Consider the following 14,531-nt stretch of genomic DNA (forward strand, 5'->3'; position numbering starts at 1 on the left):
TCAGTGTGTTGTTGCTATAGTGGAGGGAGTTTTAGCTTTTAACGGTAATGTTGTCGCAACCTGATGCGTTTTGCTAGTAATAACTCTATCACCAAAATATTGATCCATAATTTGCTTAGCCACTGGCGCAGCGTTGGTCGCACCACCGCCTTTCGCAACATTTTCAATAGCCACAGCAACAACTATTTCAGGCTTATCAAAAGGAGCAAAGGCAATAAACATCGCGTTATCACGTTCATTTTCTGTTCTAGATTCAGCGTCATACTTCTCATCTTGCTTGATCCCCGCTACCTGTGCAGAGCCCGTTTTACCTGAGGCATCATAGGTAACGCCTTTAAAAGGCGTATAAGCGGTAGCCCCCACTTTTTGTACGGTATTATGCATAGCTTTTAGTACTACATCCCAATGTTTGTCTTTTTTAAGCGTTAACGGTGGGCGTGGTTCATAAGACGTAGGCGTTATTTGATGATAAGTATTACCATTGCTTTCAATAACTAATTCACTATTAGCTTTTAATAAGTGCGGTACTTTGCGCTCACCATGGTTTACTAATGTGGTGAGTGCTTGCGCTAGTTGCAGCGGTGTTACTGTCCAATAGCTTTGTCCAATACCAACTGATAGTGTTTCACCAGTATACCAAGGCTTATTATAGCGAGCACGCTTCCAAGCAATACTGGGCATAATACCTTTACTTTCTTCGTGAATATCAATTCCGGTATAATCACCAAAACCAAACTGATACATCATATTACTAATTCGAGTAATCCCTAACTTAAACGCGAGGTCAAAAAAATAGGTGTTACACGATTGCTCTATCGCTTTACTTAAATCAACGTTGCCGTGTCCCCAAAGCTTCCAGTCACGGTAGCGATTGGGTAAGCCCTCAAGTTGATACCAACCTGGGTCGTAAATTTCTGTTTTCTCAGTAACAATATTTTCTTCTAAGCCTGTTAATGCCAAAAATGGTTTAACGGTCGAGGCGGGCGGGTAGCCTTGTACGCTTCTATTAATGAGTGGTAAATCTTTTGAATTAAGTAACTTTTTATAGTCTTTACTACTGATACCATGCACAAATAAGTTACCGTCGTAACTGGGGTTTGAATACATAGCAAGTATTTCCCCAGTACGAGGATCCATAGCCACTATGGCACCCCGATGTCCTGATAAGGCACGTTTAGCAATCATTTGTAACTCTATGTCTAAGGTCAGTTTTAGATCTTTACCTGGTACGGGTGGCGTATAATTAAGGGTACGAATAACGCGCCCTTGATTATTAATTTCGACTTCTTGGTGACCAATTGTGCCGTGCAGCAACTCTTCATAATATCGTTCAATGCCTAACCGACCAATACCGTAGGTTGCCGCATAATTATCAGATTTACCCTCTCGCTCTAACTTATTTAAATCTTTTCTGTTGATTCGTGCCACATAGCCCAAATTATGGGTGGTTAAGTCAGAAAAAGGGTAGTAACGCTTTAAACGAGCATTGACAAAAATACCCGGGAATTTATGCTGATTGACAGAGAATAAAGCCACTTGCTGATCGCTTAAGCGAGAATGTAACTCTACCGGTTTAAATCGCCGCTTTTGCTTTAATGATTTGAAAAATTTTTCTTGTCGCTCAGTATTTATATCAAGTAATTGGCTAACCTGCGCAATACTCTCCTTAAGGTTTTTTACGTCTTCAGCAATAACTTCTAAACTATAAACAGGTTTGTTATCAGCGAGTAAAACACCATTTCTATCGGTGATTAAGCCGCGATTGGGCGCAACGGGTAATAACTTAATTCGATTGGAGTTAGAGCGTGTTTTATATTTTTCAAATGAGTCGACTTGTAAGCTGAAAATATTACCAAAAAGAATTAGTAATACCAATACAACACCAGCAAAGGCAATAAAAGCTCGGCGTGCAAAGAGGTTTGCTTCCGCAGATTGGTTTCGAATAACAATACGACGTTTTGTCATTAGCGCAGGCGATGTAAAAGAGAATTATTTACTAAAAGTATGGCTAAGATAGTCATTAATAAATTATTCTCTATGGTAAGGGTGGTTAGTGTTTACGCTCCAAGCACGGTACAAACTCTCTGCTATGAGTATACGTACCATAGGATGAGGTAGTGTTAATGCTGATAGCGACCATTTTTGTTCTGCGGCATCAATACAAGCAGGCGATAAACCTTCAGGACCACCAACGAGTAAAGCGACATCTCTACCGTCGAGTTGCCAGTTTTCTAGCTGTTTAGCAAGTTTTGGCGTTGTCCAAGGTTGCCCTTCAACTTCAAGGGTGACAATGCGGTTTCCTTTAGGAATGGCGGCAAGTAATTGTTCGCCTTCTTTAGCGAGAATACGACTTATATCGGCATTTTTACCGCGCTTACCAGCAGGGATTTCTACTAAATTAAAGCTTAAATCACGTGGGAAACGGCGGCTATACTCAGCAAAACCTTGGCTAACCCAGGCAGGCATTTTGCTACCTACGGCATATAAGGTGAGTTTCATAAAGGACTATTAATTTCTTATTAGTGACATGTTAGTTATATCTAACTTACTATTGATACCATATCGCTCGCTAGCAAAGGCATATAATCGTAATAAAACTAACAAAATTGATTAAGTAAAGGTTATTGATGTAAGTAAACTAAGAAAGTAAAAAGGCAAAGGTAACTTTGACTTTTTACTCAATAGACGTAATTAACTTATTCAGCCCATAATTGTTCAAGGTTATATTTATCACGTTGCTCGTCAGTCATCACATGTACGATGATATCGCCTAAATCTACTAAGGCCCATTCACCCACATCATTACCTTCCATGCCAAGCGGTTCTAAACCTTTAGCACGACATTCCATACCAACAGAATTAGCAATAGATTTTACATGGCGATTAGAGCTCCCTGAACAAATTACCATATAATCAGCAAAGCTGGCTTTATCGGTAATGTTAAGGGCAACAATATCTCTGCCTTTCATGTCTTCAATTTTTTCTATAACAAATGCTTTAAGTTGTTCAGTTTCCAAGGTGTTATTCCTATCATTAATCGTAATTGTTGCTGCGCTCTGCTCGAGCGACAAACATAATGGTACGATATTAACACTTTTTACGCTCAGGGTTAACGGTAAAGCTTATTTTTGTGAATAAATTCTGCAACACTAGGTAATAGTTGACCGTTACAAGATTGCTTTTGCGCCAAACGCTGGCGTATATGGGTTGATGAAATATCAAAGCGGCAATCATTTGCAAAAAATATTCTGCCTGAATCAAGTTGACTTAGTTCATTAATATCAGATGTTTGATAATTATCTAATAAGTTTTTTGTGGCATCATTCATATGATTAATAGAATAGTTCGGTCGTGTATTAACCACTAAATGACATAAGGATAAGATTTGTTGGTATTGATGCCACTGAGTAAAGGTGAGCAATGAGTCCATACCAATAATAAAGTATAAGGGCTGATTAGGGTATTGCTGTTTTAACTCTGTAAGTGTCTCAACGGTGTAAGAATGCCCTGGGCGGGCTAATTCTCGGTGATCACCACTAAATAAACTACTTTGTTGACAAGCTATGTCAACCATAGCAGCACGTTGCTTAGCACTAGCATGGGGCACTAATTCTGGCGATATTTTATGAGGAGGAATATGCGCGGGTATGAGTAATACTTTCGTTAATCCTAGCTCATTAGCAACGGCTTGTGCTGATTGAGTATGACCTAAATGGATAGGGTCAAAGGTGCCACCTAAAATGCCAATACCGTTATTCATGTTTTTGCTCTTAGCAATAGATGTATTATTAGTTGTCATGTTTACTTAGCCACTGCTTAATTAGCGACAGTTAAATTAGTTATGCTTCGTTAGCCACAGACTACTAGCCATAGTTAAGACTCAAACCAGCGGTTTTTTCACCATGGTATAAAGTGATACACAAATCAGCTAATAAGATAAATATATTAAATTCACTGCTGGTTTTGCTTAATAAATCAATATCAGCAATACGCACCATGGCACGTTTTACGTTACCTAGCTGTATATGCGTTAAGGCGTGTTGGTATAAAGGTTTACGTTTATCCCAAATGCGATACTGTTTATAAATAGTGGCAATATTTTCGCCTTGTGATAATTGAGTTAACATGGCGTATAGTTGCTGTATCTCTTTATGGAATACCCACATTAACTGAGCCGGTGCCATACCTTCTTGCTGTAGTTGATCAAGCATGGTAATACACTTAGCACAATCGCCCAGTAATAAAGCATCAATCACCTGAAAAGGGTTAAATTTAGCCTGTTTAATAATTATTTGTTCGGCTTGTTCAATACCTATTGGCTGTGAGCCAAACAAGAGGGCAAGTTTATCTAGCTCTTGGGCAAGTGCGAGTAAATTACCTTCAAATAAAGCAATAAGTAGTGCGTTTAATTCAGCAGAAATAGTTAGCTGTAATTGTCTTGCTTGGTTATTCAACCATTGAGGCATCGCCTTGAGCTCAATATCATACAATGGCAAATAGCAGCCTAACTGCGTTAGGTTTTTAAACCATTTTTTGTTAGCGCTAGCAGCATCTAATTTTTCGCCATGAAATATAAAGATAACATCGTGGGGGAAGTGAGCACTAGCAATGTCTTGTGCTAAGCGCTCAGCTAACGCTAGCAAGGCTTTATTACCAGCATCACCAACTTTTACTGTGGTTAATTCAACTTCAATAATACGTTGGCTGGCAAAAAGGCTTAATGATTGATACTCATCTAATAGCAGTTGCCAGTCAAAACTACTATCACTGCTAAAGCGTATAACCTCACTAAAACCTTGGTTTTTTGCATGGTTTTTAATCGCGGCTAAACTGTTGTTTTTTTGCCAAGGTTCATCGCCAAAAACCAACCATACCGGTTTAAAACCTTGTTGGAGCGTTTTATTGAGTTGGTTGTGGTAAATTTTCATGAAAACCTTTTAAGGGGAGCGAGTGGTTACTAAATATGAGTTGCTTAATGGTAGCAGCTCAATAGTGGCTATCGAATATTAGCGGCAAAGAATAAGTAAAAAAGCAGTGATAGGTGAATCACGTTAAACACACTAGTGTTAAAGAGGGTAATGATATTGAATAAATCTCATTACCCATTACCGATTACCGATTAGGGCTAGTGTTGTACTCTAGCTAAATCACGTAATATTTTATCGGCCGCGGCTGTTCGCATTTCACTTAACAATAAAGCTAACTCTCTACTTTTTGCTAACGCAAGATTAGGATCATCTTGATAATCACGATAAAGTTCAAAGTTAAACTTCCTTGCCTCTTCACCCGCAAAGCGCACATAATATTGCACTGAATATATCAGCTCATATTCAGCTACTTGACCATTGGAAAAAAGTGATAAGGTACGCCTATCTAATTTATCAGAAACAATACGTAATTCAGGCACGTCAACCGCTGAGTGCTGTAACACCTTAACTTGGTTGTGCGATAAGTTAAGCTTTACTAACCGTGTTAGTTCACCGTGAACATCACTTGAACTAACATACAAGGTTTGTAATTTGTCATCGAGTAAATAATCACCGCGCAGTTGAAAACCACAAGCGGATAACAAGCTTGTGGTCAGCACTGCGATAGCTAATTTTCTTAACATTAACGTGAAGCGCTTACTCGTTAAACGCTTCATTATTAGGCTTAATGTATACATTGATTAGTTACCGTTAATAGCAAAAGCCCATTAGTAGCAGGCACATAAGTGACAAACAACTAGTTGGCAACAATATTAAGTAGTTTACCTGGAATATAAATAACTTTGCGTATGGTATTTCCCGTAGTAAATTTCAACACACTTTCATCCGCTAAACCCAGTGCTTCAACAGTTTCTTTAGTGGCATCAGCAGCGACGGTAAGTTTTGCACGGACTTTGCCATTAACTTGTACGATAATAAGCTTTTCATCTTCGACTAATGCGCTATCGTCAACGATAGGCCAGCTAGCATCTTCAACATGACACTCGCTATTCCCCACTAACTGCCATAAGTGGTGACATAAATGCGGGGTAATTGGGGTTAACATTAATACCACAGCACGAACCGCTTCTTGCATAACCGCTTTGTCTTCATCACTGGTTAATTTAGCTTTGCCCAAATGATTCATTAATTCCATAATCGCGGCAATAGCAGTATTAAAGGTATTACGACGACCAATGTCATCAGTTACTTTAGCAATCGTTTTATGTAATTCACGACGTAGCTTTTTATGACCAGCGTTTAACGTTAATGAGTTCATATCCACAACAGCGGAATCATGAGTACTTTCAACAAAATCATGGGCTAATTTATAAACACGTTTAACAAAGCGATGAGCGCCTTCAACGCCAGCATCAGACCATTCTAACGTTTGCTCTGGTGGTGAAGTGAACATGATAAATAAACGCACCGTATCAGCGCCGTATTTCTCAATAACTTCTTGTGGGTCAATACCATTGTTTTTCGATTTTGACATTTTACTCATACCTGCAGATAACACAGGTTGACCATCAATTTTACTGATTGATGAAATAATTTGGCCTTTGTCATCACGCTCTACCGTGACATTTGCGGGGGCAATCCATTCCTGTGCGCCATTGTCCGCTTCACGATAATAGGTTTCTGCTAACACCATGCCTTGACATAACAGCTTTTTAAAGGGTTCGTCACAATCAACTAAACCGACATCACGTAATAACTTATGGAAAAAGCGTGAGTAAAGTAAATGTAAAATAGCATGCTCGATACCACCAATGTACTGATCTACAGGTAACCAATAATTTGCTTTAGCGGGATCAATCATTTGACTGTCATCATTAGGTGAACAGTAACGAGCGTAATACCAAGAAGATTCCATAAAGGTATCAAACGTATCGGTTTCCCGTAACGCGTCTTCACCGTTATAAGTGGTTTTTGCCCACTGGGGATCATCTTTAATAGGGGAAGTGGTACCATTCATGACCACATCTTCTGGCAGTACAACCGGTAATTCACTGGCCGGAACCGGTACCGACTCACCGTTAGCAAGGTTAATCATTGGGATTGGCGTGCCCCAATAACGTTGACGAGAAACCCCCCAATCACGTAAACGGTAATTAGTGGTGGTTTTACCTTTATTTTCACTAATCAGCTTATCGCTTATCGCTTTAAAAGCTTGATCGAAATCTAAACCGTCAAATTCACCTGAATTGATCAAGGTTGACTTTTCTGTAATAGCAGCCTTATTAATATCATCAGACTCTTGTCCAGCAACCACTTGCTCAATGGCTAAACCATACTTAAGTGCAAACTCATAATCACGTTGATCGTGTGCAGGTACTGACATAACAGCACCTGAGCCATAATCCATTAACACAAAGTTTGCCGCCCACACCGGGACTAATTTACCGGTAAGTGGGTGAATTGCTTTAAGGCCGGTATCAACACCTTTCTTTTCCATGGCAGCCATGTCAGCTTCGGTGGTTTTACTGCTTTTACACTCTTCAATAAATGCCGCTAGCTCGGCATTATCTGCTGCTGCAGCAAGCGCTAATGGATGTTGCGCCGCTAAGGCGACATAAGTAACGCCCATTAAGGTATCAGGTCTGGTGGTGTAAATATCAAAACTATCAGTTGAGTCGGCAACAGCAAAAGTCATCTCAACACCTTGAGAACGACCAATCCAGTTACGTTGCATAGTTTTTACTTGCTCAGGCCACTCGGTTAGTTTGTCTAAATCTTCAAGTAACTCTTCCGCATAGTCAGTAATTTTAATAAACCATTGTGGAATTTGTTTTCGTTCAACCATGGCGCCTGAACGCCAGCCTCTACCGTCAATAACTTGCTCATTGGCTAACACGGTTTGATCAACCGGGTCCCAGTTTACCGTGGCATTTTTCTTGTAAACTAAACCTTTTTCAAAAAGTTGTGTGAAAAACCATTGTTCCCAGCGGTAGTAATCAGGTTTACAGGTTGCTAACTCACGGTTCCAGTCATAGCCAAAACCAAGTGATTGCAATTGATTACGCATGTAATCAATATTTTCGTAAGTCCATTTACCTGGTGCAGTTTTGTTTTTAATTGCTGCGTTTTCTGCCGGTAAGCCAAAAGCATCCCATCCCATAGGCTGCATAACATTTTTGCCTTGCATACGTTGGTAGCGAGAAATAACATCACCTAAGCTGTAGTTACGTACATGACCCATGTGTAGTCGGCCACTTGGATAAGGAAACATGGCTAAGCAATAATATTTTTCTTTATCTGGGTTTTCAATGGCTTGAAAGGTGTTGTTATCAGTCCAAAATTTTTGTACTGTAGCTTCAATCGCTTGGGGATTATAAATGGCTTCCATTAAGGTTTTCTCTAATGCTTTTAAGGTGTTTTAATTTGTTTGCTCGCTGGTGTGAAATTGAATAAATAGCAGTCAAACAGACGTTATATTATGGCAGTAGAATACCTTATGTGACGGGGTAACAACAAGTATAATTATATACATACCCAAACCACTTCCAGATGTGAGTTTAAGGATGGTCGAGCGAATCATCATCAAGGTGGCTTTTTTTATTGGCGGGCATTCCCCTATAAAAAGGGGCAACCAGGGGCATGTTTTGCTCAGGTGTACCCAAGGGCTGGGTTAGAAAAATTTCTAAGTGCAGCGTAATTGTGCATCTTGAAGTCGTTTAGGTATAAGCCATAACTTTTCCTATACTTACCCTATAGAGAAGTTCAACGTGTAAGGGAGAATATTAATGACACCACAAAATGATTACTTTGCTGATATTTATAGAAAACTCAATGATTGGTTAACGGAAGTAAAAGTTGAGCAAAAACCACACATTGATGAATTTATTAAGCAAGCTAAGTTATATGCAGAGGCAGCTGAAACTATGTCTGAAGAAAAACTGCAGCAATTTACTGATAATTTAAAATATGATTTACATGACTTTTATCAGTTAAATAGAAAACAAGTTGAAGACTCGGTTTACTTAGGGTTATTAAATGAAACCTTGTGGGATAACCTCGCTAAATTAACCGATAAATCACAAGTAGAGTGGGCTGAGCTTGTTGATGATTTTAATCATGACGGTGTCTATAAAAGTGGTGATTTTATTGGTTTTGGCGAATTACAGTGCGAACAGTGTGATGAAATAACCACCGTGATGCATTTTAGTGAAATTGCTGATTGCGCTCACTGTGGCTCAAAAGATTTTATCCGCCTACCTCTTAATCCTTAACCCTGTATTGCTTTACGTCGTTTCGCACGGCATTTATGCCTGTTTACTGTAAAAGTCTCTGTAGGCATTTGTGGTAGACGCTTATAAAATCAACTTGTTAGTATAAATACTAGCAAGTACACTAGCGCCAAAATTTAGACCATATATTTTCGACATAACTCGATACTTCATTAGTAGGAGCGATACGCAATAACGCTCCTTAAAGGATTTACATGACAGAAACTCTTGCTTGCCTTGCAGATAAAACTCGCCTTGGTGTTAATGAACTCACCTCTCCTTTATCAGCATCATTATTTTCACCGGACAAAATAATAGCCGATAAAGAAGATGATGTTACTAAACAAACTTTTGTTGGTCATGAAAGAGCAAAAGAGGCTTTAGCGTTTGGCTTGTCTATGTCTGCTATTGGTTTTAATGTTTTTGCGCTGGGCGAGCATGGCACCGGGCGACAAACATTAATCAAGCAAATGTTAACTTCGCTTGCCAGCGAGCAAGCCTCACCTGATGAATGGTGTTATACCAATAACTTTGATGAAAGCCATATTCCTTTAACGTTATCTGTTAAACCAGGTGGCGGTAAAAAGCTATTACAGAGTATGAACAAATTTATTGATGTTTTACTGAGCTTATTTCCAGAGATATTTGATAACCCTAACTATCAACGACAAAAATCGGCTATCGATAGAGAGTTTAATCAAAAATACGATCAAGCGATTGCCGTGGTAGAAGAGCTGGCACTTAAGAAAAATGTTATTTTATATGAAGAAAATGGTGAAGTTGGCTTTTCACCTTTAGTTGACGGCAAACCATTAAGTGATAAAGATTTCACTAATTTATCTGAAACCGATCGTACTAATTTTTATCAATCGTTAAATGAATTAGAAAATGTATTGTCAGAGCAATTATTAGAGCTGCCTTTATGGAAACGCCTTTCTTTTGAACAATTAAAAAAGCTTAAAAATGACACCGCTGAAAAAGCAATAGAGCCTTACATTAAAGAGCTAGAGCAAGAGTTTAGTGACAATAAAGGTATCATAGATTATTTAGCTAAAGTCAAAGGTCATGTTATTGATGTGGCGCTAGAAGTGCTGGTTACTGAAGCTGATGATGCGCCAACAGATAAAGAGTTACGTAAATTAATGGTAGAGTATTTTTTGCCTAATTTATTGGTACCTCGTAACAGTACCCAAGGTGCGCCCGTTGTTTATGAGCAAAATCCTACCTATCAAAATCTGTTTGGTCATGTTGACGTGACCAGTTTTCAAGGCGGTAGTTATAGCAGCTATCGGTTAATAAGACCTGGCGCATTACACAAAGCTAATGGTGGTTATTTATTATTAGATGCAGAAAAATTGTTAAGCCAACCTGTAGTTTGGTCACGTTTGAAGTTAGCATTAAAAACGCAACAAATTACCATTGAAAACCCGTATGCTGAATTTAGCCCCTCAAGTGGTTATAGCTTACAGCCGAGTAAAATTCCGTTACAAGTAAAAGTCATTCTACTCGGCGATGCTGAAATCTATTATACCTTACAAGATTATGATCAAGAGTTTACTGAGCTCTTTCGAGTGTTAGCAGATTTTGATCGCCACCTCGATAAAACTGATAGTAACTTAATCGCTTTTGGTGAACTTATTAGGCTGCGTGCTACCAAAAATAATTACCCAGAGGTTAGTGACGATGCCGTATTAGCTTTAGTACGTTACGCACTTAGACGAGGCGAGCATAAACATAAAATTTCAGCCAATATTGTCCAAGTGAATGATTTACTTGATGAAGCCAATTACTGTTGGGAAAAACAAGGGGGTAAAGGCTTACTAACTTCAGAGCACATTGCTTTAGCGCAGGCAGCGAAAAAACGTCGCATTGGCCGATTAAGTGAAACTTGGCTTAGCGAAATTAAAGAGCAACAAGTATTAATTAATACCGAAGGTGAATTTATCGGTAAGGTTAATGGCTTAACAGTACTTGAAATTGGCGATAGTATTTTTGGTACGCCTGCTCGTATAACCGCAACGGTTTACGCTGGGAGTGAAGGGGTGACAGACATTGAACGCGAAGTAGATTTAGGTAAGTCTATTCACTCTAAAGGCGTTTTATTGTTAACTGGTTATTTAGGGCATAAATATGGACAAAACTTTGCGGTAAGTATTTCTGCTAATATTGCCATCGAGCAGTCTTATGGCCATATTGATGGTGATAGTGCTTCTATGGCTGAACTGTGTGCGCTTATTTCTTCTATTACTTTATTACCAATAGATCAGAGCCTTGCGATAACAGGCTCTATTAACCAACATGGTGAAGTACAATCTATTGGCGGTGTGAACGAAAAAATAGAAGGCTTCTTTCAACTTTGCCAAGACAAAGGCTTAACGGGTAAGCAAGGTGTTATTATCCCGAAAACGAATGTCATCAACTTAATGCTTAATGATGAAGTGATTAATGCAGTATCACGTGGAGAGTTTGCTATACATGCTGTTGAAACTATTGATCAAGCATTAGAGCTATTAATGAATGCCGAGGCGGGTGTTATCAGCAAAACAGGGCGTTATCCACGTAAATCAATTCATGGCTTAGCATTAGATAAGCTCGAAAAATTTGCCGATATACTGGCAGGCGATGACGAGTAATTGCTATTAGTTATATAATACCACTTAGCATAAAGTCAAAAATAGCACGACACATTGATAACGTGTCGTGCTATTCCAATAAAGTAATAACCATTTGACTTAAGTAAAGTTAATCCAATTAATACAGACTCAGCAACAAACTTAACGCTAGCCAAGTGAGATTATTTAGTGTTTATATTATAAAAACCTTGCCTACTCATCTGATCTCTGTATAATGCGCGCCTCGATGATAGATTGAATGAACGTAATCTACTTTATTAGCCAATACTTAGTATTATCTAATAAATACTTAGTAAACTATTCAATCTACTGCTTAGTAATTCAACTAACACTAGCCTAAAAGTGGCTTACTTATACCTACTAGCTAGCGCTATCAATGATAGTTATTAGCATAGTTTAACGGACGTATAAGTATATCGAAATGAGTGGGGTTTTACCGCCCAATAGACTTGCCAGCTGATTCACTCCTAGAATTAGCAAGAAATGTAGCGTCAACAGAACGCTATGCGCCTAAAGTCTTCCTGGTGGTTTCCTCGTATATATTTACGCAGGTTAAGACTTAGCAATTTAAATCAATTGTTGTATGAGCACAGTTAATTAACTAATAGTTAACTTAGCGGTAGCTTTACCATTGGTTTTTATAATAACGCCCAAAAAGTAGTTACGCCCAAGTAATACGCCTGCCTTGCGAAGATGAAAATTATTTATGACCGATCAAAAAACTGAAACTGAAACTGTACCTGTACCTGTAGAATTTGCCTCTTTAGGCTTACCTGAAAACTTATTATCCGCTGTTCTTTCTATTGGTTTTACCTCTGCTACCGATATTCAAGCATTGACTATTCCACCTTTACTTGAAGGTAAAGATGTTTTAGGTGAAGCACAAACGGGTACCGGTAAAACAGCTGCGTTTGGCTTACCAGCGTTAGCAAAAATTGATACATCAATTAGAAAACCACAATTAATGGTATTAGCACCAACACGTGAATTAGCCATGCAAGTTGCAGAAGCGATTGAATCGTTTGGTAAAGACATGAAAGGTTTACGTGTTGCTACTTTGTACGGTGGTCAATCTTATGGACCACAATTTCAACAACTAGAGCGTGGAGCACAAGTTGTTGTTGGTACGCCGGGTCGCTTAATGGACCACTTACGTCGCAAAAGCCTTAAATTAGATGAATTACGTGTTTGTGTGCTTGATGAAGCAGATGAAATGTTAAACATGGGCTTTTTAGAAGACATTCAATGGATTTTGGATCATATACCAAAAACCAGCCAAATGTGTTTGTTCTCTGCGACTATGCCACCAGCAATTCGTAAAATTGCTAACCGCTTCTTAAAAGATCCAGAACACATTAAAGTGGCTGCGGTTAAAAAAGCAAAAGCTAACATTACTCAATACGCTTGGAAAGTGAGTGGCATTACTAAAATGACCGCTTTAGAACGTATTGCTGAAGTTGTTGAATACGACGCCATGATTATTTTTGTGCGTACTCGTAATGACACCGTTGATATTGCTGAAAAATTAGAGCGTGCTGGTTACCCAGCATTAGCACTTAATGGTGATTTGAACCAAGCACAACGTGAACGTTGTATTGATCAAATGAAATCAGGTAAGTCTTCTATTTTAGTCGCGACTGATGTTGTTGCCCGTGGTTTAGATATTCCACGTATTTCATTGGTTATTAACTATGACTTACCAGGTGATAATGAAGCTTATGTTCACCGCATTGGTCGTACAGGCCGTGCTGGTCGTGAAGGTACGTCAATTGCTTTTGTACGCCCACGTGAAATGTACTCAATTCGTCATTATGAGCGCTTAACATCGGGTACAGTACTTAACTACGATTTACCAAATATTCAAGAAATTGGTAAAATACGTATTGAGCGTACTCGCGTTGAAGTAGCAAGTATTATTGCTGATAAAGATATCTCAGCGATGCGTGAGATTGTTGAAGGTATGGCTGCTGAATCTGAAGTATCGATGATTGACCTTGCGGCAGCGTTACTTTTCCAAAAGCAAATGAAGCAACCATTACAACCAAAAGAAGATCCTAAACCTCGTCGCGATGCTCGTGAACGTAACGACCGTGGTAGTGAGCGCAATGACCGCAATGACCGTAATAGTCGCGGCAATGATCGTAATAGCCGTAGTAATGAGAGCCGCAGAGATACACGTGGTGGTGACAACCGTAGCAACCGTGAAGAAAAACCACGTAAAGCTAAAGTGAACCGCAGCGATGTTGATTGGCAAACATACCGACTAGAAGTAGGTAAAGAGCATGGTGCACGTCCAGGTGATATCGTTGGCGCAATCGCCAATGAAATTTCTTTAGATAGCAGCTATATTGGTGCGATTAACTTACATGATAAACACAGCTTTGTTCAATTACCTAAAGGTATTCCAACGGACTTGTTTAATCAATTAAAAGGTGTGCGTGTTCGTCGTCAACCGCTTGCTATCACTACGTCAGATGAAGCGGTGGTTAATCAACCTCGTCCGGCTCGTCGTACTGAAAAAGCACCACGTCATAACTAATTAAAACTAACTAAACATTAATTTATGTTAATAGTTTTACTATAAAAAAGCGCCTTTTGGCGCTTTTTTTGTTTTTTGTTAGTAACAATCGGTTATTTAACCTAAAAAGCTAAATTTTTATCTCTGCTAGCTTGTTTGCTTAAGGCTTTATCTATTACTATAG

Annotated in this window: 10 protein-coding genes; 3 read left to right on the forward strand and 7 right to left on the reverse strand. The window is 39.0% G+C overall.

Annotated features, from left to right (window positions below; translation table 11 throughout):
- The 7 genes from mrdA to leuS form a co-directional block, all read right to left on the reverse strand.
- Positions 1-1,965 carry a penicillin-binding protein 2 gene (gene mrdA / locus FCS21_RS03810; protein ID WP_138620668.1) on the reverse strand — a complete coding sequence of 655 codons (1,965 nt, stop codon included), beginning with the start codon at positions 1,963-1,965 and terminating at the stop codon, positions 1-3.
- A gap of 63 nt (positions 1,966-2,028) precedes the next feature.
- The gene (gene rlmH, locus FCS21_RS03815; RefSeq protein ID WP_138620669.1) at positions 2,029-2,499 is read right to left on the reverse strand and encodes a 23S rRNA (pseudouridine(1915)-N(3))-methyltransferase RlmH; all 471 of its coding nucleotides are present in this window, start codon (positions 2,497-2,499) and stop codon (positions 2,029-2,031) included.
- Between the two features lie 197 nt (positions 2,500-2,696).
- Positions 2,697-3,017 (reverse strand): ribosome silencing factor, encoded by a 321-nt coding sequence (gene rsfS, locus FCS21_RS03820; RefSeq protein ID WP_138620670.1) that lies wholly within the window; start codon positions 3,015-3,017, stop codon positions 2,697-2,699.
- A gap of 92 nt (positions 3,018-3,109) precedes the next feature.
- Positions 3,110-3,799: a nicotinate-nucleotide adenylyltransferase gene (gene nadD / locus FCS21_RS03825; RefSeq protein ID WP_138620671.1), complete on the reverse strand. Its 690-nt coding sequence runs from the start codon at positions 3,797-3,799 to the stop codon at positions 3,110-3,112.
- Between the two features lie 64 nt (positions 3,800-3,863).
- Positions 3,864-4,928 (reverse strand): DNA polymerase III subunit delta, encoded by a 1,065-nt coding sequence (holA, locus tag FCS21_RS03830; RefSeq protein WP_138620672.1) that lies wholly within the window; start codon positions 4,926-4,928, stop codon positions 3,864-3,866.
- Positions 4,929-5,125: 197 nt separating this feature from the next.
- Positions 5,126-5,644: an LPS-assembly lipoprotein LptE gene (locus FCS21_RS03835; protein ID WP_246046982.1), complete on the reverse strand. Its 519-nt coding sequence runs from the start codon at positions 5,642-5,644 to the stop codon at positions 5,126-5,128.
- An 80-nt stretch (positions 5,645-5,724) separates the two neighbouring features.
- Positions 5,725-8,316, reverse strand: coding sequence for a leucine--tRNA ligase (gene leuS / locus FCS21_RS03840; protein WP_138620673.1), 2,592 nt, complete (start codon positions 8,314-8,316; stop codon positions 5,725-5,727).
- A gap of 397 nt (positions 8,317-8,713) precedes the next feature.
- On the opposite strand from leuS, the gene FCS21_RS03845 reads away from it, so the two are divergent.
- From FCS21_RS03845 to FCS21_RS03855, 3 genes are all read left to right on the forward strand, one after another.
- Positions 8,714-9,199, forward strand: coding sequence for a zinc ribbon-containing protein (locus FCS21_RS03845; protein WP_138620674.1), 486 nt, complete (start codon positions 8,714-8,716; stop codon positions 9,197-9,199).
- A gap of 212 nt (positions 9,200-9,411) precedes the next feature.
- Positions 9,412-11,829, forward strand: coding sequence for a Lon protease family protein (locus FCS21_RS03850; RefSeq protein WP_138620675.1), 2,418 nt, complete (start codon positions 9,412-9,414; stop codon positions 11,827-11,829).
- Positions 11,830-12,535: 706 nt separating this feature from the next.
- On the forward strand, positions 12,536-14,368 hold the full coding sequence (locus tag FCS21_RS03855) for a DEAD/DEAH box helicase (RefSeq protein WP_138620676.1): 1,833 nt from the start codon (positions 12,536-12,538) through the stop codon (positions 14,366-14,368).
- The last annotated feature ends 163 nt before the right edge of the window (positions 14,369-14,531 follow it).

Origin of the sequence: Colwellia ponticola (assembly GCF_005885605.1) — a bacterium.
GTDB lineage: Bacteria > Pseudomonadota > Gammaproteobacteria > Enterobacterales > Alteromonadaceae > Colwellia > Colwellia ponticola.

Bases quoted from the DNA above. Each gene is read 5' to 3' on its own strand.
- mrdA (WP_138620668.1), bottom strand. From the start codon at position 1,965: ATGACAAAACGTCGTATTGTTATTCGAAACCAATCTGCGGAAGCAAAC.
- rlmH (WP_138620669.1), bottom strand. From the start codon at position 2,499: ATGAAACTCACCTTATATGCCGTAGGTAGCAAAATGCCTGCCTGGGTT.
- nadD (WP_138620671.1), bottom strand. From the start codon at position 3,799: ATGACAACTAATAATACATCTATTGCTAAGAGCAAAAACATGAATAAC.
- holA (WP_138620672.1), bottom strand. From the start codon at position 4,928: ATGAAAATTTACCACAACCAACTCAATAAAACGCTCCAACAAGGTTTT.
- FCS21_RS03835 (WP_246046982.1), bottom strand. From the start codon at position 5,644: ATGAAGCGTTTAACGAGTAAGCGCTTCACGTTAATGTTAAGAAAATTA.
- leuS (WP_138620673.1), bottom strand. From the start codon at position 8,316: ATGGAAGCCATTTATAATCCCCAAGCGATTGAAGCTACAGTACAAAAA.
- FCS21_RS03845 (WP_138620674.1), top strand. From the start codon at position 8,714: ATGACACCACAAAATGATTACTTTGCTGATATTTATAGAAAACTCAAT.
- FCS21_RS03850 (WP_138620675.1), top strand. From the start codon at position 9,412: ATGACAGAAACTCTTGCTTGCCTTGCAGATAAAACTCGCCTTGGTGTT.
- FCS21_RS03855 (WP_138620676.1), top strand. From the start codon at position 12,536: ATGACCGATCAAAAAACTGAAACTGAAACTGTACCTGTACCTGTAGAA.